This is a genomic window from Bacillus sp. FSL W8-0116 (assembly GCF_038003825.1).
Taxonomy (GTDB): Bacteria; Bacillota; Bacilli; order Bacillales; family DSM-4216; genus Bacillus_O; species Bacillus_O smithii.
In genome coordinates this window covers 1,202,575-1,226,011 of the sequence record NZ_JBBOPY010000001.1, presented here as the reverse complement: position 1 = coordinate 1,226,011, position 23,437 = coordinate 1,202,575, and the positions used below count along the sequence as shown (strand labels likewise).

Here is a 23,437-nt window from a genome sequence, read left to right as displayed (position 1 = left end):
TTTTTTGTCCATAAAAGGAATTTTCTTAAAAATGTCGAATTATAAAGAATATTACATAATTTTAGGGGTGAAGGAAATGACATTTAAAACAGCCGATCTTTGGGATGAGTTCAATGAAGAGCTGCAAGCATGCAAATTGGCCTTTCATTCTTATGGCAAAAAAAAGCGTTTTTCAGGCCCGATCGCAACGGTAAAGGTGTTTGAGGATAATGTTTTAGTGAAGGAAGCACTTCAATCCGTTCCGAAAGGGAGTGTACTCGTAGTGGACGGGGGTGGCTCTAGGAACTGTGCTTTGTTGGGAGACCGCTTAGGTGAAATTGCCCAAAATCGTGAGCTTGCGGGTGTGATCATTAATGGCTGCGCGCGGGATACCGCCGATCTTGCCGAACTAGAAATTGGGGTTTTTGCAATAGGAAGCATTCCGGTGAAAAGTAAAAAAGAAGGAAAAGGGGAACGGGATATTGTTCTTCATTTCGGGGAAGTAGAATGGGTTCCAGGTCATTATGTGTATGCTGACGAAGATGGAGTAGTATTGTCTCCACGTCCGCTTGTATAAGGCTTCTTTTGGCGGTCACTCTTTTTCCGGTCGGTCATAAACTAAGATAACAGCCTATGGAATGGGGGATTGATGATGATGTACGGACATCCCTATGATCGCCAACTATTCAGTCCAGAAACGGATTGGAGAAGGAATAAGGGTGAAATATTCGGTATTCCACCACAGCATCAGCCGATTCAGCCCGGCGTCGAATTATAGAGGAAGCGGGGAATTAAAGAATAAGACGGTGGTTATCCCCGGAGGCGACAGCGGAATCGGAGCGGCTGCGGCCATTGCGTTTGGAAAAGAAGGAGCGGATGTAGTCATCGCCTATTATGCTGAATATGAAAACGAAGACGCATTTCGTACAAAAAGAAAAATCGAAGAGTCCGGACGTCGCTGTCTTTTGATTCCGGGAGATTTGAAAAATGAAAGGCATTGCCGCGAAGTAATCGGTAAAGCGATTGATGCGTTTGGAAAACGTGATATTTTAGTCAATAACCATGCTGTTCAATTTCCGCAGAATAGCCTTCTTGATATAACGTCGGAACAATGGGATTTGACGTTTAAAACAAATATTTATTCTTTTTTTTATTTAACAAAAGCGGCGCTGTATTATTTGAAAAGAGGAAGCTCCATTATCAATACAGCCTCTGTGGTTGCGTATGAAGGAAACGATCTTTTGCTGGATTACACAGCTTCAAAAGGAGCGATTGTAGGATTTACACGCGCCCTTGCCAAAAATTTAGTTCGAAAAGGGATTAGAGTGAATGCGGTTGCTCCGGGGCCGATTTGGACACCGCTGATCCCTTCCAGCTACTCGGCGGAATATGTGGCGACGAAATTTGGAAAAGACTCGACGATGGGGCGTCCTGGACAGCCATTTGAATTAGCGCCCGCTTACGTCTTTTTGGCATCCGATGATTCCAGTTATGTGACAGGTCAAGTGGTCCATGTCAATGGCGGTATTATAACGGGATCATAATTCTTTACTGTGAAACAAAACTGGAAAAAGTGTGGGAAGTCCGCTGAAATGCGGGCTTTCTTTTTTGTGTATTAGACATCAGGAAGATTATCCGTTTGTTTTTTATACACTTTCACACCAAAGAGTAGCAGTTGGTTCAAAAATAGAACCATTTGTGAATATTCGATTTCATATGTATTAAAAGCAAAAGGGGCCACTACACAACTTTCTTCGGATCATAGATTGATAGATTTTGGACAGCTGTTCTTTTTTTCTATTTGCGGTCATATGTTCAATAGTGGACAGGGGTTAGAGAAGGAGAGGACGTATGACTTCATTTTTTAAAGGAACATTGATCCTGGCAGTGACAGCATTTTTTGGGGAAACGCTTGAATTTTTAACGAATATGGTGTTGACAAAAGAACTTGGTGAAATTGGGATGGGGAAATACATGGCGATTTTGCCTTCCGTATTTCTTTTTGTCGTAATTGCCAGCTTAGAACTGCCTGTTTCTGTTTCCAAATATATTGCGGAACTACAGAGGGAGTATCATAGGAGTACTCTCCAGCATGCCATGAGACTGGCGACGGTTACCACCAGTGTTTTAATGCTGTCCGCTGTGATTGTTTTTACGTTTTTTCCCGTTTTTCACGGTTACCATCCGATGATTCGTTGGCTGACGCTTATTCTCATTCCCGTTATTTCCTTTACTTCTGTTGCAAGAGGATATTTCATGGGAATACAGCAAATGAGAAAGATTGCGTTCGCCAATTTTGTGCGAAAGTTTTTTCAGCTGCTATTGCTGGTCGTTGTATACCGCTTTTTTGATTTTGATCGGGAAACATCAATATTAGTAGCGTTGGGAACATTGATAGCCAGTGAAATAGTGGTGTTTTTATATCTTATGCGTGCCTATGTTCTCTACATGAGGCAGATGAAAAATATTCCTTATAAAGAAATGGCGAGAAAAACCGTTACCAAAAAGTTATTGGGAATTTCATTGCCGACTACGGGGATGCGCATTTTTAATTCGGTGATTAATGCCATTCAGCCTTTTCTCATTTCATATGCTTTAATGTTGGGAGGTGTTGAAGAGAAAACGGCTACGGCACAATTCGGTATGGTGGCTGGAGTTGCGTCGACGATCGGTTTTTTTCCCGCTTTTATCGCTCATTCTTTGCTCGTCATGCTCGTTCCGACTGTTTCCGAAGCATATACTAGAGGGGAAATCGGCAAATTGCAAGGACTATTGAAACATGTTATTGTCATCACTATGCTGTACGGATTGGCTGTATCGTTTGTTTTGTATTTTTACGGCGGAGCGTTAACGAAACTATTTGGCACTTCTTTGCTGGCTTATTACTACTTGCAGTTGATGATCCCTTATTTTTTATTTTTTTATTTGGCGATCCCTATGCAGGCTTTTTTAATTGGCATGAATTTAGTGAAAGACGCATTTTATCATTCGGTATGGTCAACACTCATTTCCAATTTATTTATTTTTTGGCTTGGATCAAACAGTCACTTGCAGATGGCCGGAGTCATTATCGGCATGAATATTGAAGCAGTATTGCTTGCTTTTCTTCATTACACCACCATATATAAAAAGCTGCACATTTCTTTTTCAAAAAAGCAAAGTTCTCTTTCCGAAATGAACTGGGGCAACAGAAGAGCCTAGCTGTTTGTTGGGCAAAAAGTTGAAATCGATTTGGTTCTGGAAAACAAGAACAAGGAAAGCCGAGTTTGGTATTAATAAAAATGAAATCGGCTTCCCGTATAGTTTCTTCACATACTCTTTATGTTTCTTGATGATTCAGGAATTTTATCTATGCGTGAAGCATCACTGGAATTGAGCACTTGGCGGAGTTCATGGAACAGAAAGCTGCCGAAAAAGCCGATGAAAATGACGATAAAGCCAATGACCGTAAACCACATAAACGCCATGCCGCGTCGCTCCTTTCGAAAGATAATGAGGGGATATCTAACGTTATTTTACATGAATTTCCTGCCGGTTTGGGATTGAAAATTATTTTCGATTAGTTACTAACTCAACTTTCGCAGTGAAAAATTTATGAATAATCCTTGATTTGATAGGTTTCTTTGGGTATCTCATATTCACTTGACACTGAAAAAATTCGTCTAAAAAACAAAAAGACACCTCTTTCTTTTGGTAAACTATTGGTGACCAAACCAAAAACCAAAGAAAGAAAGGTGTCACCATTATGATAACGAAAAAAGAGTATTTTGCGCAATTACCAAAAGAAATAAAAGACGGATTTTCTGAATTACAAATTGGTAATCATTTAAGAAAAGCAGGAATTATCAAGGCTTGTGGTTATTCTTGTTTATCGATTTTTCAACTATTATTTCTTCTTGTTTTTCAATACAGAAACTGGTACCACGCCTTACAAAGCAAAAAGGCTGCCGATTTACCAGGAAAAGATACCATTTATCGTTTTTTGAACTCGTCTACGTATAACTGGAGAACCTTTTTACTATCTCTGAGCTCCGAAGTGATTCGTCGTGTGAAACAAACGATTTCGAAGCGCCGTGTTACCGTGTTTATTGTAGACGATTCGATTTATTCTCGTAACCGTAGTAAATCGGTTGAGCTTCTAGCTAAAGTATTCGATCATTCCACTCGTCAGTTTGTCAATGGTTTTCAACTATTAACGCTCGGATGGTCCGATGGCTTTACATTTGTACCTATCGATTTCGCTCTTTTGAGTTCAGCGAACCAAAAGAATCGCTTGAACGAAATCCATTCGTCCATTGATAAACGAACCACAGGCTACAAACGACGGCTCGAGGCATTGGAAGCAAAACCAAACATGGTGTTGAAATTAGTAGAACATGCATTGGATAAAGGAATTTTCGCTGATTATGTGCTCATGGATACATGGTTTACTCATGCCCCGTTGGTGGAGAAGATTCACTCCAAAGGCCTTTTTGTCATTGGTATGGTCAAACAGCTGAAACAACGGTATCTTTTCAACGGAGAACGTTTAACCTTGGAACAACTGTATCGAAAAGCGAAACGAGACATTGGCAAAAAAGAAACACTCGGCTCGATTCACGCAACCCTTCATACGGGTTTACCAGTGAAAATCGTGTTTGTGCGGAATCGAAACAACCAAAGTGAATGGCTAGCCATTTTGAGTACAGATACCACGCTGTCTAATGAAGAAATCGTTCGAATCTATGGGATGCGTTGGGACATTGAAACCTTTTTTAAATTCAGTAAATCGTTTTTACATTTAGCCAAAGAGTTTCAAGGTCGTTCCTATGACATGATGATTAGCCATACTACCATTGTCTTCACTCGGTATATCTTGATTGCTTGGCAACTTCGGAAAGAAGAGGATCCGAAGACCATGGGCAACTTATTCTTGTTTCTATGTGACGAAGTAAAGGAGATGGACTTTAAAACGGCTTTACTACAATTGATTTCTCTTTTCCAAACTTTGGCTGAAGCTAAGGTTTATTTGAGTATGGACATTTTTCAGTGTCAACTGTCCAATTGGATTACTTCTTTACCTCGTTATATCAAGGACTGTCTTCATATTTCTGTGTGCGAAAGTTGAGTTACTAAAAAATAAAAAGAATGTTTTCAAAGCACTCATTTTGGATCCAGCTTGGGTAACAAGAAAAGCATTTGAAAAAGGAATGATAAATATCTAGGAGAAACGTCAACCTATAGCGGATGGTTCTTTTGTAGAAAAGTCCTATTAAACGTTCTTAATGGTTAGGGCAATAAAACGGCGATTCGAAATACTACCGGCATGAAGAGATGGGGGAGGTTTATTTAAGCGTCTCCTTTAGAGGGTCTTTCGCAAACGTCGCCATGGCAAAGCGAATCTGGGACGATTTTTCTTTTTTTGGCGATCTTTTTGTATGCCCATTCGCCTAATCCGCTAGCCTTCAGAATATAGAAGAATGGAAGAAATAACCATAAAGATGGAGTTCTTTTGGCCATTAGCCAAAATGCGTCAAACCCTTTTACATATCGAAAATCGTTTTTCAGCCGAGCATGCATTTCTGTCGCCAGTTTATCAAGCGCAATACGTTCCTTTTGATAATGATCGCGAAAGGACCGAAATTCGATTAACGAGAACCAATCAAGTTTGGACCATTTATCGGCAACACCAGTGCAAAGTCCGCACCAGCCGTCGTACAATACGACGATTTTCCAGCGGTCTTTTAAAACCATGAGGATCGCTCTCCTTCATTTCATAACTGTCTGGAATGGATTTCCATCAGTGATGTCTTCAAACATGGAGCTGATTGATTTTGACTTCTCCTTGCGCTTCTTTCTCTTAAGGATAACATATTTTGGTGAACAAATGGATCGAAATGGTTGATCTGTAAGAGAGCAGCTTGAATCCTAAACAGCCGGAGAAAGATCCCCGACTGCCAACGATTTATTTTGAAAAACGCTGAGGCAAATGGTTATTCGAATAAAAGAGCTGCTTCTGTTCAAACATTTTCGTAGCCGTTAATAATCAAATCTAGTTTTCCTGTCGATGGATCAATGGCTAGTCCGTGAACAGGAATATCATTTGCAAACAACGGGTGCCGTTTAATCATATGTACGCTTTCCGATACGCTTTTTTCTACGCTTTCAAACCCGTTCAACCAGTGATCAAGATCGATTCCAGCGTGTTTTAATGTCGAGAACGTTTCTTCTTTAATGCCGCGTTCTTTCATATCCGCCAAGATGGTTTTGCTTTTTAATGCACCCATTCCACAATCGTAATGGCCGATCACGAATACTTCATCCGCTTGCAGTTCGTAAACAGCTACTAGTAAGCTTTTCATGACCATTCCGAAAGGTTCGTCTACAAGAGCGCCGGCACTGCGCACCATTTTGACATCGCCGTTTTTTATGTTCAGCGCTTTCGGAAGCAGTTCTACTAAACGTGTATCCATACAAGTTAAAATGACGCACCGCTTATTTGGAAATTTGGATGTTTCGTATTTTTTGTATTCTTTATTTTCAACAAACTTCTCGTTAAATGATAGAATGTCATCCAATAATGACATAATGAACCCCTCCCGGTTATGATTTGATACTCTTTTATTTTAACGGAAATAACTAGGAATGAACAGTTTTTGTAAATGAATGGGAAGAAAAAAGGAATGCAACTTAATTCAGGAAATGGAAGGAGAATGCGGCGACGAAAAACCATCTCGGAAGGGTAAAATCCGCTTTTGAAAAGAAGCTTTAGGTTTGTGAAAAAGAAAGACGAATATGCGGCCATGTTCATTAAGAAAACAGCTCCGGAAACTACCGGAAGCTGTTTCTTTTACAAATTTTCATTTTGCTGGCCGATTTCTGATCTGCCGATTAGTTCATTGGCAGCTTCTTGATCCGAATGCTCATTGACGGAGTCTCCCGGAGCGTATTCATTAATATCAGAATGGATGCCATATGCCGGCTGTTTAGGGATAAGAGGATGATCCTTGCGCTTGCCTTTCGCCATTTATTCCTAACTCCTTTTCTTTTTAATATGGAGAAAAGAGGCAGGAAATATTCATGATTCTACATTAAAGTAGCGGGCATCCGGATGGGCAAAAACAATCGCAGACACGGAAGCTTCCGGTTCCATCATATAGCCGTCGGTTAAATGTATTCCTATTTCTTCCGGTTGAAGAAGGCGAAATAATTTCTTTTGATCTTCTAAATTAGGACAGGCCGGATAACCAAAAGAATAACGTTGTCCTTGATATTTGGCCGCAAATCTGTCTCTCATAGTAAAATCAGTTGGATCCGGAAATCCCCAGAAATCACGCATTTCTTGGTGAAGGCGTTCGGCAAACGCTTCTGCCAGTTCCAACGCTGTCGCCTGCAGCGCATGGCTTGCTAAAAATTTTCCTTTTGCTTTCCATTCATTCGCTTTATCACGAACACCAAATCCGGCGCTGACGACGAACAAACCGACATAATCCATCAATCCGCTTTCTTTTGGTTTTAAATAATCGGCAAGACAAAGATATGGTTCTTTCTTTTGACGAGGGAAGGAAAAACGTTCTATCACCGTCTTTTGATCGGCGGGATCATAAATGATCACATCATTTCCATCCGATTGGGCCGGGAAAAACTGATACATTCCCTTTGGTTTTAAAATACCTGAGAAAAGAAACTCATCGATCATTTCCATTAACGCCGTTGCTTTTTCGTCGCCTTGCGCAAGCATTTTGTCTACTTTCCCTTTCAAACCAAGATGGTGTCCGATCAATGTTTGCAAGTTAATGTAAGGCTTCAAATACGCAATGGGATAATCAACGAAAAGATGTTTTTTCGTGTCTCTTGGCACAAATACCGGTACATCTTGACGCACAGTTTTACTTGTCTTTTCCATGACCGCAACAGCGGCTGATTGAATGGATGTTTTTTTCCGTTCCGTTTCTGCTCTTTTGACTTGCTGGGCTTCAAGCTCCAGTAAAAGATCTTGCTTTTCTTCTTCATTTTGCAGACGGTTGGCAAGAGAAAGACCTTCCATGGCATCTTTCGCGTACAAAACAGGTCCTTCGTATTCAGGCGATATTTTCGTTTCGGTAAAACGTCTGGAAAGTGCTGCACCGCCGACTAGCACCGGTACGTTGATTCCAGCTTGCTTCATATCTTGAACGGTCATCACCATTTGTTGGGCAGATTTTACGAGCAAACCGGAAAGACCGACAATGTCGGGTTGTTCTTTTTGAACTGCTTGAATAAGTTCAGAAGGAGCTACTTTAATACCTAAGTCGATGACTTTGAAACCGTTGTTGCTTAAGATGATGTCGACTAAATTTTTGCCGATGTCATGGACATCGCCTTTAACGGTGGCCAGCAAGACTTTTCCTTTTCCGCTGTCATTGTCTGATTTCTCCATGAACGGTTCTAAAAAGGCAACGGCTGCTTTCATTACTTCAGCGCTTTGCAATACTTCAGCGACAATCAACTGGTTGTCATTAAAAAGACGGCCGACTTCCGCCATTCCGTCCATCAATGGTCCGTTGATGATGTCCAGAGGCGTTTCAAATATTTCAAGTGCTTTTTGTAAATCAGGAATAAGACCTTCCTTTGTACCTTCGACTATATAATAGCGAAGACGTTCTTCTACTGTTTTCGGAAGTTCTTGAACTTTATGTTCCTTCTTTTTGTCACGGTAAAATGCGGTAAAAGCAGCCAGTGTGTCATCATTGGTTTCAAACAGCAGTTTTTCGGCCAGATGTCTTTCATCTTCCGGAATAGATGCATAGCGCTCCAGCTTTTCGGTATTGACGATGGCGTAATCTAACCCCGCCTGGGTGCAATGGTAGAGAAAAACGGCGTTTAATACTTCTCGTCCGACGGGAGGGAGGCCGAAAGAGACGTTGCTGATGCCAAGAACGGTCAAGCAGCGCGGCAGTTTTTCTTTTATTAGCCTGATTCCTTCAATCGTTTCCTGTGCTGATCCGATATATTGTTCATCCCCGGTTCCCACGGGAAAAACTAACGGGTCAAAAATGAGATCTTCCGGTTGAAGTCCCCATTTATGAACTAATAAATCATAAGATCGTTCAGCGATTTCTAATTTTCGTTCTCTTGTCACGGCCATTCCTTTTTCGTCAATGGTGCCGACCACCACCGCTGCACCGTATTTTTTGATCAGGGGAACGACTTTTTCAAATCGTTCTTCGCCGTCTTCCAAATTGATCGAGTTGATGATCGCTTTGCCTTGTGAATAGGTAAGGGCTTTTTCGATGACTTTTTCATCGGTGGAATCGATGACAAGCGGGACTTTTACTTTTTTAACTACTTCTTTTATAAAATTTTCCATATCGCTTAGTTCGTCTCGATCCGGATTGGCGAGACAGATATCGATTACGTGGGCCCCGCCTTTGACTTGAGCGCGGGCAATTTCGGACGCTTCTTCATATTTTCCTTTGATAATCAGCCGCTTGAACTTTCTAGAACCAATGACATTCGTTCTTTCACCGATAAAAAGAGGCCTCATCGAATCATCATAAATAAGTGGTTCGATGCCTGATACGGCATGGCCGTGGGGCTGATTCGGCCGTTTTCGGGGCGGGTACGGTTTGACGGCTTCGCTGATCGCTCGAATATGCTCTGGTGTCGTTCCACAGCAGCCGCCCACTAGATTTAGCCATCCTTTCTCAGCAAACCCGGCAATTTTTTTGGATAAGGATTCTGGAGTTTCGTGATATTTTCCTTCTTCATCCGGCAATCCCGCATTTGGATAACAGCTGACAAATGATTGAGCCAGCCCCGAGAGTGAACGGATATGGTCCGTCATAAATTCCGGTCCTGTTGCACAGTTCAATCCAACAGACAAAGGGTTCATATGCTCTAAAGAGAGATAAAAAGCTTCGATGTTTTGGCCGGCCAATGTAGTCCCCATTGGTTCAATCGTGCCTGAAATCATCAAAGGAAGAGTTTTCCCCGTTGCTTTAAAAGCTCTTTGTATGCCTAGAAAACCGGCTTTAACGTTGAGCATATCTTGGCCGGTTTCAAGAAGGAGCAGGTCGCAGCCGCCGTCAATCAGACCTCTTGCTTGGATTTCAAAATGCTTGCTGAGCGATTCAAAATCGATGCCGCCGGTTACAGATAACGTTTTGGTCGTAGGCCCCATAGCACCAGCCACAAAACGCGGCTTTTCGGGTGTTGAAAATTCGGCAGCAGCTTTTTTGGCGATTTCGGCTGCTCGGCGGTTAATTTCATAAGCTCTATCGCCGAGATTGTATTCATTCAGAACAAGCGGTGTTCCGCCAAATGAGTTGGTTTCAATAACATCGGCACCGGCTTCCAAATAAGAGCGGTGAATCCATTCGACCACATGAGGGGCTGTGATGTTTAAAAATTCATTACAGCCATCATACTGCTCGCCTCCGAAATCGTTCGATGTAAGGCCGGCTTGCTGAATCATGGTTCCCATTGCTCCATCGATGATGAGGATTCGTTTTTCTAGTTCGTGTTCAATTGGATGTTGTAATTTCGGCATGGACAGTCTCTCCCTTTTTTGCATCTTGTTCCCGAATATAGCGAGCCAAATCGGCTGTCATTTCATAACGAAGGAAAGGAGTAATGAGATAAATTCCGTTAAAATACCGAAGAGCAGTATCGATTAATTCTTTGGCGATCTCAATTCCCGTTTGCTGGGATTTTTCTTTATCTCCGTCGAATGCTCTCATTCGCTCTATAATTTCATCGGATAATTTTATGCCTGGCACTTCATTATGCAAAAATTCTGCGTTTTTGAGGCTTGTTAATGGCATAATTCCGATGAAAATAGGGACATTTAAGTGTTTCGTTGCTTCGTAAATTTCTTTTATTTTTTCCTTTGTAAAAACCGGCTGTGTGATAAACGAATCGGCTCCGCATTCTATTTTTCTTTCCATCCGTTTGACTGCTTTTTCCAGTACGCGGACATTCGGATTAAAAGCAGCGGAAACGGAAAAATGAGTTTTTTGTTTTAATGGTTTCCCGGAAAAAGAAATCCCGTTGTTCAATTGCTTAATTAATGAAATCAGTTCCAAACTGGAAACGTCGTATACGCTTGTGGCACCGGGAAAGTCACCCACTTTTGTCGGATCGCCTGTAATGACAAGAATATCATGAATACCTAGGGTGCGGAGGCCCATCAAATGCGATTGCAGTCCTATTAAATTGCGATCTCGGCAGGTTATATGTACGAGCGGGCGAATATGCTGGTTGGCCTTTACTAAAGCCGCCATTGCCATGTTGCTGATCCGCGGTGAAGCCAACGAATTATCGGCCATTGTAAGCGCGTCGATTCCGACTTCTTTAAGTACTTGAGTCCCTTTAAAATATTGAAAAGTATCCAAATGTTTCGGAGTATCCAATTCTACGATAATCGTCCGTTTTTTCTTCGCTAGTTCGTGAAGAGGGGGATCGAGCGGTGCCGGTGGTTCTTTTACAATGATCGGTTTTTCAGGTTTCACCGATTTTTGATGAATGGGAGAAAGGCCTGATAATGCTTTTTTGACGGCTTCAATATGTTTCGGCGTTGTGCCGCAGCATCCCCCGATAAGACGGACTCCTTGATTGCGCAATTTTACCGCCGCTCTTCCGAAATACTCGGCTTCCGATTCATAGATCACTCGACCGTCTTTCACATCCAGCAGGCTGGCGTTAGGATAAGCGGAAAGATACGCTTTTTTGGGCAATGTAGCTTTTTCAAGTGCTTGTATCATATGGTAAGGTCCAAGTCGACAGTTCACACCCACCAGATCTGCCCCGTGATCTTCCAAACGGTGGAGAGCTTCATTCAGAGATAGACCGTTTTGAAGGACACCGGGTTCATGCATGGACACTTGAGCGATAATTGGAATGTTTGTTAATTTTCGAGCTATTTTTAAGACGGTTGTCAATTCTTCAAAGTCATAGTAAGTTTCGAGAAGCAGTCCGTCTGGATTTTCATTCAATAAACTTTCTGCTTGTTCTAGGAAGGCCTCTTTTATATCAGCCAGTGAGCAGGTATCTTTACGGAAGCCGCGAATGCCCCCAATTGTACCGAAAACAAACGTTCCATGATCAGCTGCAGCTTTTTTGGCAAGACGGACAGCCGCTTTATTTATTTGTTTGACATTTTCCTCCAGTCCGTAACGACGCAGTTTTACAGCGTTGGCACTGTAAGTATTGGTTTGGATGACATCGGCCCCGGCAAGAATATACTCTTCATGTATTTTGGAAATGATTTCTGGCTTGGTAATATTCAATTCTTCATAACAATAGTCAATTCCATATGAATAGAGGAGCGTGCCCATTGCGCCATCGGCTGTTAAAATCTCTGTTTTCAATCGATCCAAAAATCCCATGCGTGTTCCTCCTCTCATTACGGATAAAATGAAAAAAGCCTTCCGTAAGAAGGCTTTTGATGGATGATGTCCAAAAAGATCCTTCTTATCTTCCAAACTCGAAAGTTTGCTGGATTTAGCACCTGGCCAATTCGGCTGGTTGCTGAGGATTCATCGGGCCAGTCCCTCCACCTCTCTTGATAAGAAATCTATGAAATTTTTTTCGTATTTTCAGATTTATTAAATTAATAATAGCTTTTCTTCAGGCAGCGGTCAAGAGAATTTTTGGCAGATCGCATGTTCAAAAGCTAGCTGAAATCATTCATTCTGAAGAAAAGAAATCAGAAAAGTCTTATCTACGGCGTTCTAAAGAAGGTTTATATGAGGGGCTTAATAAGATCGAAAAAAAGTCTGTCTCCGAAAAGCAGGAGGGATGAGGACCTGCTTTTTTTAATCGGAGAGACAGACTTCTTTAACAAGCGTTAATTTTTTACTTTTTTTAACTGAGGGATGACATGCAAAGACCGGCCTGTACCAATGGCGACTGATTCGAGCGGACTTGGTGCGAGGTTTACGGGGACAATCATCTGGCTTGCCAACCATTCTTTTAAACCGTTCAGCAGGGAAGCTCCTCCTGTTAAAATAATTCCTCTGTCAACAATGTCACCGCTAAGTTCCGGTGGTGAATTTTCCAGCGTAGCACGAACTGTTTCTAATATTTGTAAAACGGTTTCCTTTATCGCTTTCTGAATTTCTAAGGAAGTAATAGTAATCGTTTCGGGGAGTCCCGTTACTAAATCCCTTCCGCGAATCTCCATTTCTTGGATATCATGATCGATGGGCGCATATCCAATTTCTTTTTTCAGCATTTCTGCGGTCGGTTCGCCGATTAGCAGGTTGTACTCTTTCCGTACATATTGAATGATATCTTCGTCCATTTTGTCTCCGCCAATTCGAATCGAATTGCTGCACACCACTCCGCCATAGGAAATAATGGCCGCTTCAGTAGTGCCTCCACCGATGTCGACAATCATATTAGCAATCGGTTCATCTACCGCCAAATCTGCTCCGATGGCCGCTGCAATCGGTTCTTCAATCAAATGGACGGTTTTCGCTCCGCAGCTTCGAATAGAGTCTTCAATCGCTCTTTTTTCGACTGTTGTCGCTCCAGATGGGGCGCAGATCACGACATTCGGCTTTCGCAAGGTGATTCCAAGCGCTTTGTTCACTTTTTTCATGATGCTTTTTAGCATTTCCGTTGTCACTTCAAAATCAGCAATAACACCATTTTTTAATGGACGAATAACGGAAATGTTGGCGGGGGTTTTTCCGATCATTTTTTTTGCTTCTGAACCTATTGCCAATAATTGTTTCGTATGTATATCAATCGCTGCTACAGAGGGTTCGTTTATAATAATTCCTTTATTTTTACTATATACAAGGGTATTGGCCGTGCCTAAGTCAATTCCAATATCTTGAGAAAGCACCTTTTATACCTCCATTTCGAATAAGCCAAACAAATTTGACGCATGTTCAGAAGAATCATATCGTCTTTATCCTATAAAAGTATACAAGTTTTTTTGTTGAAAAGTATATGGGTTTTATTGTCAAAATATGTTGTTACAAATGTAGAAGATTTGTAACAATGGCGGGATGAACGAATCTATCAGCATTTTCGACATAAGGAGAGGGGGGAATGTGCTTGCTGTTGTTTATAAAACTTAATCTTTGTAACTTTATGTAAAAGAATGTCGCAGCAGAATTTCGCCATTCAAGTTTTCTTCAGGACGTGTTTACGTTAATAGAGGCATTTATCATTTTGAAATGCCATTTTTAAAGAATGAAAATCGGACTATTCTATAAATCTAATGAGCTTATTCCGACTTAGGAGGATTGTAGGACTATGTTTCACGGTTTTGGAGGAGCCGAAAAAAAAAGGAAAGGGCCGGAGTTCCTCGTAGAAATGTGAGCGGAGAGCAAGTGTAGTATAGTATCAAGATTGAAGGATTGGAGAACTCCGGCCTTTTGAAAAATTACTTATTCCATTTTGGAGAAAAATTCAGCTAGTTCTTGGCTGTGAAGTTTCCGTGCTTTCCGATGTTCTGCCCGATTGAGAGCTGTTTCATTCAGCCATTTTTCTTCTTCAGATTCCGGAACCACTTCAGGCACTTCTGTCGGTTTTCCGTTTTCATCAAGGGCAACAAAAGTTAAGAAAGAGAGAGCCGCAACTGCTTTTTCACCCGTTAATAAATTTTCGGATGTTACTTTTACGAATACTTCCATGCTTGTCCGACCAGTATATGTGATTCGAGCTTCTAATGTCACAGAGTCACCGCTGTTAATTGGTTTAAGGAAATCTACGGAGTCCGTTGAAGCAGTTACAACCGGTCTTCTTGCAAATTTAGTTGCGGTTATAGTGGCGATATCGTCTATGTATGCCATCAACTTTCCGCCGAATAAAGTACCATGTTGGTTTGTATCCGGTGGAAGGACAAAACTTGTTTTGACTGTTAGAGTATCACGCATTGGTATTTTCTTTTTCATGAATCTTTCACCTCGTGGACTATTGAGTTGCTAATAAAATGTTACGTTCACTTATAATCTTAACATGAAACTTACGAACAATGCATTTTGATTTTATTATCTATATAAATTGAAATAAAGGTTTTCTCCCGTTCCACGGCGAATAAATACAAAGAGAAAATAGGGGAACGGAGAGAAAATATGATGCCAAATCACAAAGACGAGATCGAAAAGTTGTCCACTGCCATGAAAGAAGCAAAAAGTAAACGAGCATATGAACGCTACCAAGCGATTTATCTTCATTTGCAGGGATATACCAAAGGAGAAATCGCAACGATTATTGGTCGATCCAAGAAAACTATTTATAACTATATTCATGCCTACGCCCAGCGCGGTCTTGATGGACTGGAGATGAAATACTCACCTGGCGCCCCACGTCGATTGACCCCTGAGCAGGAAAAAGAGCTGGCTTTGATCATTGAACATCAGCTCCCCGTAGATGTGGGATTCGAAGCAAAATATAATTGGACGCTTGCGATAATCGCTGAACTCATTCAACAAAAGTGGGGGCCAACATACACGCTTCGCGGAACAAGTGACATTCTGCATCGGTTAGGGCTAAGCTATACGAAACCGACCTATACACTAGCCAATGCCGATGAAGAGAAACAAAAAGAATTCGTCGAAATCACCTTCCCTGAAGTAAAAAAAAACTGGTAGATGGGAACATCGCCCATGTCCTCTTTCAAGATGAGTCGATGATTCGTGATTACCAAGCGATTCAAAAAACATGGTTTGTCAAAGGAAAACAACGAATCATTCCGACGTTTGGAAAACATCAAGGGCTGAAGCTGATTGGCACGTTGAACTACGAAACAGGGGAAGTGTTTTGCATCGAAGAAGAATGCTATGACGCGGAAACATTTCTTCGATTTCTTCAACTTGTGTTAGAACGCTATCCCACAGGCAAAATAGTGATGATTTTAGATAACGCTCGAATTCACCATGCCAAACTCATTCAGCCATTTTTAAAAGAACACGAAGATCGGTTAGAGCTCGTCTTTTTGCCACCATACAGTCCGCAATTGAACTTGATTGAAGGGCTATGGAAATGGCTGAAATCAGACGTGATTTACAACGTGTTCTATTCGAGTGTGCAAGAAATTAGAAAGAATGTCCAAGCCTTTATTCAGCGAATCAACCAGAAACCAGAACAAACGATCGATCGTTTGTGTGTTCAGTTGTAAATCTTTAATTCAACTTATATAAATAAATTTTTTGCAATACGATATTTAGGATTGTATTTTCATTCTTTATTGTGTATAAATATTAATTATAAAGGTTTTTATTTTACGAAAGTTTTTAATATTGACATGATCAATTAAAAAAACGTTCAAAAAAGGATAGTACATTGGAAAGGGAGTGTTTATAAATGGCAATCGTTCATACGGTGACAGCCGAACAATTGAAAGGAAAAGATTTACTGACTCTTGCTGATTTTACTCCGAATGAAATTTCTTATTTTATAGAATTAGCAGCTGATATGAAAAAAAATCCTTCCGCTTATTCTGAAAGTTTAAAAGGGAAAATTCTCGGGATGATTTTTGAAAAAAATTCGACTCGTACGAGAGTCTCTTTTGAAGCTGCCATGATCCAGCTCGGGGGGCATGGAATGTTTTTGGATTCGCAGCATACTCAAATAGGACGAGGAGAAACAATCGAGGATACAGGAAAAGTATTGTCGAGATATCTGGATGGGATCATGATCCGGACGTTCGGACATGACAAAATCGAGGCGCTGGCGAAAGCAGCCGACATTCCTGTCATCAACGGATTGACGGATTTATCACATCCTTGTCAAGCGCTTGCAGATTTGTTGACGATTTACGAATGGAAAGGAGGGTGGAAAGGGGTCAAGTTAGTATATGTAGGAGATGGAAACAATGTTGCCCACTCTTTAATGATAGGGGCGGCTTTGACAGGAATGGAATGTGTTGTGGCGACTCCGAAAGGATTCGAGCCTGACCCGCAAGTCATGAAAAAAGCACAAGCATTGGCAGAAAAAACGGGGGCTTGTATTACCTACTTAGAAAATCCGAAAGAAGCAGTGAAAGAAGCAGATTTTATTTACACAGATGTGTGGGTCAGCATGGGACAGGAAAAAGAACAGGAAGAACGAAGGAAGATATTTATTCCTTATCAGGTAAATCAAGGACTTTTCCAATATGCTAAGCCGGACTGTAAATTTATGCACTGCTTACCGGCTCACAGAGGAGAGGAAGTGTCCGCGGACATTATGGATGGGCCGTCATCCATCGTTTTCCAAGAAGCGGAAAATCGTTTGCATGCTCAGAAAGCTGTTCTCTATAGTTTATTGCAAGATTAAAAAGTACAAAAAAAGAGGCGAACTTAAAGGTCGGCCTCTTTTTTGTGCGTATTTCAGGTTATGGCAAAAAAGTCTCTCCCATTAAATAACGGTCGATTTCTCGAGCTGCTTCACGGCCTTCGTGAATGGCCCAAACGACCAAACTTTGCCCGCGGCGCATATCTCCGGCAGCGAACACGCCCTCCACGTTCGTTGTATATTGGCCGTATTTTGCTTTCGCAGTATTCCGGCTTGTTTTTTCTACTTGAAAGGCATCAAGAAGTTTTGGTTCAGTTCCGGTGAATCCAATGGCAATTAATACTAGTTGAGCCGGCCATACTTTTTCCGTTCCCGGAATTTCTTTCATTGTATAGGTTCCGTCTTCATGATAGGTTTTTTCCATTTGAACCGTATGCAATTCTTTCACATGGCCATTTTCATCAGCCACAAATTTTTTCGTTTGAATTAAATATTCGCGTGGGTCTTCTCCGAAAACCGCAGCGGCTTCTTCATAGGCATAATCTAATTTAAAAGTATTCGGATATTCCGGCCATGGATTGCGTTCCAATCGTGAATCAGGCATTTTTTCATGCTTTCCAAATTGGACGACGCTTTTGGCTCCTTGACGCAAAGCCGTTGCTACACAGTCAGCTCCCGTATCTCCGCCGCCGATGACAATAACATCTTTTCCTTCCGCGGAAATCACTTCTGTTCCGTCCAACAATCCTTTAATGCTTTTCGTTAAATAATCCATGGCAAAATAAATGCCTTTTGATTCACGGCCCTCTATTAATATGTCGCGATGTTTTTGAGAGCCGGCGCATAAAAGGACTGCGTCAAACGATTCCTTTAGTTCTTCGGCGCTGATATCTTTTCCGATTTCCGTGTTTGTCACAAACGTAATGCCTTCTTGTTTCAGTAAATTCACGCGTCTGTCTACGGTAGATTTTTCAAGCTTCATGGAAGGAATCCCGTATGTCAGCAATCCTCCGACACGATCGTCTTTTTCAAATACGGTAACCGTATGACCAGCTTTATTCAGCTGATCGGCAGCCGCAAGACCGGCAGGACCTGATCCGACTACGGCCACTTTTTTCCCCGTACGCACTTTGGGAGGGTTTGGCTTAATCCATCCTTCCTGGAATCCTTTGTCAATGATCGCTTTTTCAATAGATTTGATTGCCACCGGATCATCGGAAAGGGCGACAGTACATGATCCTTCGCAAGGTGCAGGACAAACGCGTCCGGTAAATTCAGGGAAGTTGTTTGTTTTCAAAAGCCGTTCTAATGCTTCCTGCCAACGGTTTTGATATACCAAATCATTCCATTCGGGGATTAAGTTATAAAGAGGGCAGCCGGAAGGCATCCCTCTTAATTCCATTCCCGTATGACAGAAGGGGGTTCCGCAATCCATGCAGCGGGCGGCTTGAATCTTTAATTCGTTCTCGGAGAAAGGGAGCTGATACTCATTCCAGTCCTTGATGCGAACTTTTGGATCACGTTCCGGTGCTTTTTTTCTTTTATATTCCAAAAAACCTGTTGCTTTTCCCATGCTTCTAACCCCTTTCTCTACTAATTGATGGCTTCTATCATTCGCTGATTGTCAGATATGGTCTTTTTTTCGACAGTACTTTCAAGAAAAGCGGCGTATTCAGCTTCAGACTGCGTCTTTCCTTCCAAAATGAAATGTTGGATTTTTTGTTTCATTTCTTTATATTCTTTAGGAATTATTTTTATAAAGCGGCCGGATGTTTTGCTCCAATTGTCGAGAATTCGTTTGGCCAACGGGCTGTTTGTGTAGTCAACGTGTTTTTTTATAAGAGATTTCACTAAGTCTTCATCTTCTTTTGACAACGATTCAAACAGAAGAGATGATTCTCGGCATTGACGTTTCGTCAATCCAGGCGTTTTTTCATAGATATATACGACGCCGCCGGACATTCCGGCTGCAAAGTTTTTCCCAACATCGCCGAGTATGACGACATTGCCGCCGGTCATATATTCACAGCCATGGTCTCCTACACCTTCGACCACTACGTCGACTCCGGAATTTCGAACGGCAAAACGGGCTCCGGCTTTTCCGTTGATATAAGCTTCACCGCCGGTCGCTCCATACAGGCAAACATTTCCTGCGATAGTCTGTTCTTCCGGAACTAGGCTGAAAGATGAATCAGGGCGAACAATCAGTTTTCCTCCCGATAAGCCTTTTCCAAAGTAATCGTTGGCATCTCCGTCTACCGCTAATGTCAACCCTTTAGGAGCAAAAGCACCGAAACTTTGTCCGGCCGAACCTTTGAATGTAAATTGGATCGTATCTTCAGGAAGACCTTCAGCTCCGTATTTTTGGGTAATCAAAGATCCCAAAATGGTTCCGGTAGCCCGATTGATATTGCGAATTGGAAAACTTCCTTTTACAGGTTTTTTCCATTCGATTGCAGGTTGAGCAGCGGGAACCAACTTTTGAAGATCAAGCGTTTTTTCAAGTTGATGATTTTGGTTCTGCGTTTTGTGCTGGGATTGATGCTTTGCTTCTTCCGGTACATACAGAAGCGGCGACAAATCTAGATATTTGGCTTTCCAATGACGTTTGGCCCGTTCATGAACTTTTAAGAATTGTTTTTGTCCAATCATTTCGTCCATCGTCCGGAATCCCAATTGTGCCATAATTTCGCGGATTTCCTGGGCGACAAAGTGCATGTAATTCACGATATGATCAGGCGAACCGGAAAATCGCTTTCGCAGTTCTGGATTTTGGGTTGCCACTCCTACAGGACAAGTATCCATATGGCAAACCCGCATCATAATGCACCCAAGCACGACAAGAGGTGCAGTGGCAAATCCGTACTCTTCAGCGCCTAAAAGAGCAGCGATGACGACATCTCGGCCTGTCATCATTTTGCCGTCTGTTTCAAGGGTTACGCGATCACGGAGACCGTTCATCAGCAAGGTTTGATGTGTTTCGGCAAGACCGATTTCCCAAGGAATTCCGGCATTTTTAATGCTTGATTTCGGCGATGCGCCTGTGCCGCCTTCATATCCGCTAATCAAAATGACATCGGCAAGCCCCTTGGCCACGCCGGTTGCGATTGTTCCTACACCGCTCTTGGAAACTAATTTCACGTTGATGCGAGCTTTCGGATTTGCATTTTTTAAATCGTAAATCAATTGGGCTAAATCTTCGATAGAATAAATATCATGGTGAGGAGGAGGAGAAATAAGTCCGACTCCGGGTGTGGCACCACGAACGTCCCCAATCCAAGGGTATACTTTTTTTCCCGGCAAATGACCTCCTTCACCCGGTTTAGCGCCTTGTGCCATTTTGATTTGAATTTCTTCGGCGTTCACTAAATAATGACTCGTTACGCCAAATCGTCCCGATGCCACTTGTTTGATGGCACTCCGGCGCAAATCTCCGTTTTCATCCGGCGTGTAACGAGAAGGGTCTTCGCCGCCCTCGCCGCTGTTGCTTTTACCTCCAATGCGGTTCATCGCAATCGCCAGCGTTTCGTGAGCTTCTTTACTGATGGAACCGTACGACATGGCACCGCTTTTAAAGCGTTTGAGAATGGATTCGACAGGTTCCACTTCGTCTAAAGGAACTGCGGGTCTTTTGCCAAAGTTGAAATCGAGAAGACCCCTAAGGAAAAATGTTTGTTCTTCTGAAATCATTTTTGAGTATTTTTTATATAGTTCATAGCTATTTTGCCGTGCTGCTTGTTGTAAAGTATGAATGGTTTTCGGATTAAAAGCATGAGCTTCTCCCGTTCTTCTCCATTGAAATTCTCCGCCGGAATCAAGGGAAGTATCCTGGAATTCACTTTTATGAAATGCTTGGCGGTGGCGGAGCAGGGTTTCTTCGGCAATCACATGAAGCGTAATCCCGCTTAATGGAGAAACGGTACCGGTAAAATAGCGGTCCACTACTTCTTTTCCGATGCCAACCGCTTCAAAAATCTGGGCGCCTCTATAGCTTTGTACAGTGGAGATACCCATTTTCGACATGATTTTGACAACCCCGTCGATGCTCGCTTGCAAATAGTTGCTGATGGCTTGTTCAGCGTTTATTTCTTTAATAATGCCTTTTTCCACCATGTCTTCAATAGACGAAATGGCAAGGTATGGATGAACTGCATCTGCTCCGTATCCGATTAAACAAGCAAAGTGATGAGTGTCTCTGGCTTCAGCCGTTTCCACAATAAGGCTTACTTTCGTTCTAAGCCCTTTTCGCACTAAGTGATGATGAAGACCGCTGACTGCGAGCAAAGCAGGGATGGCAGCGAAATCTTCGTTCACTCCATGATCGGATAAAATTAACAACGAATACCCTTCCTCAATTGCTTCTTCCGCTTCTTGGAACAGCCTGTCTAAAGCCGGTTCAAGGGCTTGAGGGGAAGAAGCGTCAAATAAAATAGACAGAGTTTTCGCACGAAATTCTTTAAACCGATTGCCGATTAAAGCAGCTAAATCTTTTTCAGAAAGAATAGGTGATTCAAGCCGAATTCTCCGGCAGCTCTGTTCGGAAGGCTCGAGAAGATTTCCTTCTCTGCCAAGGAGCGTCATGGTTGAAGTCACAATATCTTCTCGAATGGCATCAATCGGAGGGTTCGTCACTTGTGCAAACAGTTGTTTAAAATAATTGTAGAGAAGCTGAGGACGTTCCGACAAAACGGCGAGCGGGGCATCATATCCCATGGATCCGATCGGGTCCTTTTTTTCCGTCGCCATTGATTTAAGATTTTTCGTCAGTTCCTCATACGTGTAGCCAAAGGCTTTTTGCCATTTTACAATTTTTTCGGATTCTAAACGCGTTTCCACCGGTTCGAAATCATTTAGATCGGATAGGTGGACAAGATTTTCGTCGAGCCATTTGCGGTAAGGTTTTTCAAAAGCAATTTTTGCTTTGATCTCTTCGTCGGAAATGATGCGGCCTTCTTCAAGATCAATCAAAAGCATTTTCCCCGCGTCTAAGCTTTGTTTGGAAATGATTTTTTCCTCTTCGACAGGTACGACTCCTGTTTCAGAAGAATAGATGATTAAATCGTCTTCCGTTATATAATAGCGGGCAGGACGCAGTCCATTGCGGTCCAAAATGGTTCCGATTTTTCGACCGTCCGTAAAGGAGATCGAAGTAGGCCCATCCCAAGGCTCCATTAGGCAACTGTGGTATTCATAGAAAGCAAGCTTTGGATCTTCCATTTGCCTATCATGATCCCATGGTTCCGGAATCAGCATCATCGCAGCGTGAGGAAGCGAACGGCCCGATAATGTCAAGAATTCAAGTGTATTATCCAACATGGCGGAATCGCTACCGCTTTCGTCGATAATAGGCAAAATCTTTTCGTAGTTGTCCCCGAACACTTTAGAGTAACTTGCCTTTTCGCGGGCACGCATCCAGTTCACATTTCCTCTCAGGGTATTGATTTCTCCATTATGAATTAAATAACGGTATGGATGAGCACGCTCCCAGCTGGGGAATGTGTTGGTGCTGAATCGAGAATGAACAAGGGAGAAAGCAGAAGTATAGGCTTCGTCGGAAAGATCCAGATAGTATTGATCGATCTGCTCCGGAAGAAGCATTCCTTTATATATGATCGTTCTTGTCGACAGGCTCGGAACATAAAAGCTGCCGTTAATTGCCGGATCCTCTGCGATCGCTCGTTCAATACGTTTTCGAATGATGTATAGTTTTAATTCAAAATCTCGTTCCGATTGGATCTCTTCGTTTTGCCCGATAAACAATTGCATGATGAAAGGCTCCGTTTTTAAAGCGCCTTCGCCAATGACGGAAGAATCGGTTGGAACTTCACGCCATCCGAGCAGCGACTGTCCTTCTTCGCCAACAATCCGTTCAATGTGCGATTTAGCGCGTTCCCGTTCGGATTGGTTTTGTGGCATAAATAACATTCCTACTGCATACTTATGCATTTCTGGTAAATGAATATTAAGCTTTTCGCATTCTTTTCTAAAGAATGAATCCGAGATTTGAAGCATAATTCCCGCTCCATCTCCCGTTTTTTCATTCACGTGGCCACCGCGGTGTTCCAATTGGCACAGCATGTATATACCCTGCTTTACAATGGAATGAGCAGGTTTTCCTTTTATATTTGCTATAAATCCGATTCCGCAAGCGTCATGTTCGTTTTGCGGATTGTACAGACCTTGTTCTTTTGGATAGCCATAGTGTTTCATCGGCTGCACCCCCATTTTGTGAAAAGATTTACTGAGCAGGTCTTAAAAAATTTCC

Annotated in this window: 15 protein-coding genes, 1 pseudogene and 1 riboswitch; of the genes and pseudogenes, 7 read left to right on the top strand and 9 right to left on the bottom strand. The window is 42.2% G+C overall.

Going from position 1 to position 23,437, the window contains the following annotated elements; all coding sequences use genetic code 11:
* The first annotated feature begins 76 nt into the window (after positions 1–76).
* The 5 genes and pseudogenes from rraA to N1I86_RS05785 all read left to right on the top strand — a co-directional run bounded on the left by rraA (position 77) and on the right by N1I86_RS05785 (position 5,086).
* The gene (rraA, locus tag N1I86_RS05805; protein ID WP_341095402.1) at positions 77–556 is read left to right on the top strand and encodes a ribonuclease E activity regulator RraA; all 480 of its coding nucleotides are present in this window, start codon (positions 77–79) and stop codon (positions 554–556) included.
* Positions 557–631: 75 nt separating this feature from the next.
* A pseudogene (locus N1I86_RS05800) lies at positions 632–1,523 on the top strand (SDR family oxidoreductase).
* Positions 1,524–1,830: 307 nt separating this feature from the next.
* Entirely contained in the window at positions 1,831–3,180 is a 1,350-nt protein-coding gene (locus N1I86_RS05795; RefSeq protein ID WP_003353856.1) for an oligosaccharide flippase family protein, read from the top strand.
* A 191-nt stretch (positions 3,181–3,371) separates the two neighbouring features.
* Positions 3,372–3,542, top strand: coding sequence for a hypothetical protein (locus tag N1I86_RS05790; protein WP_003353855.1), 171 nt, complete (start codon positions 3,372–3,374; stop codon positions 3,540–3,542).
* 182 nt (positions 3,543–3,724) lie between these two features.
* Positions 3,725–5,086, top strand: a complete 1,362-nt coding sequence (locus N1I86_RS05785; RefSeq protein WP_003353499.1) for an IS4 family transposase — start codon at positions 3,725–3,727, stop codon at positions 5,084–5,086.
* Between the two features lie 221 nt (positions 5,087–5,307).
* Here the strand turns inward: N1I86_RS05785 and N1I86_RS05780 are convergent, their stop codons facing one another.
* The 7 genes from N1I86_RS05780 to N1I86_RS05750 form a co-directional block, all read right to left on the bottom strand.
* Positions 5,308–5,712 (bottom strand): thiol-disulfide oxidoreductase DCC family protein, encoded by a 405-nt coding sequence (locus N1I86_RS05780; RefSeq protein WP_341095397.1) that lies wholly within the window; start codon positions 5,710–5,712, stop codon positions 5,308–5,310.
* A 266-nt stretch (positions 5,713–5,978) separates the two neighbouring features.
* The gene (locus tag N1I86_RS05775; RefSeq protein WP_048622703.1) at positions 5,979–6,545 is read right to left on the bottom strand and encodes a beta-class carbonic anhydrase; all 567 of its coding nucleotides are present in this window, start codon (positions 6,543–6,545) and stop codon (positions 5,979–5,981) included.
* A gap of 263 nt (positions 6,546–6,808) precedes the next feature.
* On the bottom strand, positions 6,809–6,985 hold the full coding sequence (locus N1I86_RS05770; protein ID WP_003353850.1) for a hypothetical protein: 177 nt from the start codon (positions 6,983–6,985) through the stop codon (positions 6,809–6,811).
* Between the two features lie 51 nt (positions 6,986–7,036).
* A complete protein-coding gene (gene metH / locus N1I86_RS05765) occupies positions 7,037–10,489 on the bottom strand; it encodes a methionine synthase (RefSeq protein WP_341095395.1) in 3,453 nt (1,150 codons plus the stop codon).
* Positions 10,464–12,326, bottom strand: coding sequence for a bifunctional homocysteine S-methyltransferase/methylenetetrahydrofolate reductase (locus N1I86_RS05760; RefSeq protein ID WP_341095392.1), 1,863 nt, complete (start codon positions 12,324–12,326; stop codon positions 10,464–10,466). The genes metH and N1I86_RS05760 overlap by 26 nt, the downstream gene beginning before the upstream one ends.
* Before the next feature lie 82 nt (positions 12,327–12,408).
* Positions 12,409–12,512: riboswitch (SAM riboswitch) on the bottom strand.
* 275 nt (positions 12,513–12,787) lie between these two features.
* Positions 12,788–13,792 carry a rod-share determining protein MreBH gene (mreBH, locus tag N1I86_RS05755; protein ID WP_003353847.1) on the bottom strand — a complete coding sequence of 335 codons (1,005 nt, stop codon included), beginning with the start codon at positions 13,790–13,792 and terminating at the stop codon, positions 12,788–12,790.
* Positions 13,793–14,342: 550 nt separating this feature from the next.
* Entirely contained in the window at positions 14,343–14,849 is a 507-nt protein-coding gene (locus tag N1I86_RS05750) for an acyl-CoA thioesterase (protein ID WP_003353846.1), read from the bottom strand.
* A gap of 180 nt (positions 14,850–15,029) precedes the next feature.
* On the opposite strand from N1I86_RS05750, the gene N1I86_RS05745 reads away from it, so the two are divergent.
* Both N1I86_RS05745 and argF read left to right on the top strand, forming a co-directional pair.
* A protein-coding gene (locus N1I86_RS05745; protein ID WP_076611651.1) for an IS630-like element ISBs2 family transposase occupies positions 15,030–16,075 on the top strand; the annotation gives its coding sequence in 2 pieces (ribosomal slippage) (positions 15,030–15,533 and positions 15,536–16,075; 1,044 coding nt in all).
* A 185-nt stretch (positions 16,076–16,260) separates the two neighbouring features.
* Positions 16,261–17,214: an ornithine carbamoyltransferase gene (gene argF, locus N1I86_RS05740; RefSeq protein ID WP_270583037.1), complete on the top strand. Its 954-nt coding sequence runs from the start codon at positions 16,261–16,263 to the stop codon at positions 17,212–17,214.
* 58 nt (positions 17,215–17,272) lie between these two features.
* Here the strand turns inward: argF and N1I86_RS05735 are convergent, their stop codons facing one another.
* Both N1I86_RS05735 and gltB read right to left on the bottom strand, forming a co-directional pair.
* Entirely contained in the window at positions 17,273–18,745 is a 1,473-nt protein-coding gene (locus N1I86_RS05735; protein ID WP_270583038.1) for a glutamate synthase subunit beta, read from the bottom strand.
* A gap of 20 nt (positions 18,746–18,765) precedes the next feature.
* Entirely contained in the window at positions 18,766–23,382 is a 4,617-nt protein-coding gene (gene gltB, locus N1I86_RS05730; RefSeq protein WP_341095387.1) for a glutamate synthase large subunit, read from the bottom strand.
* Positions 23,383–23,437: the final 55 nt, after the last annotated feature.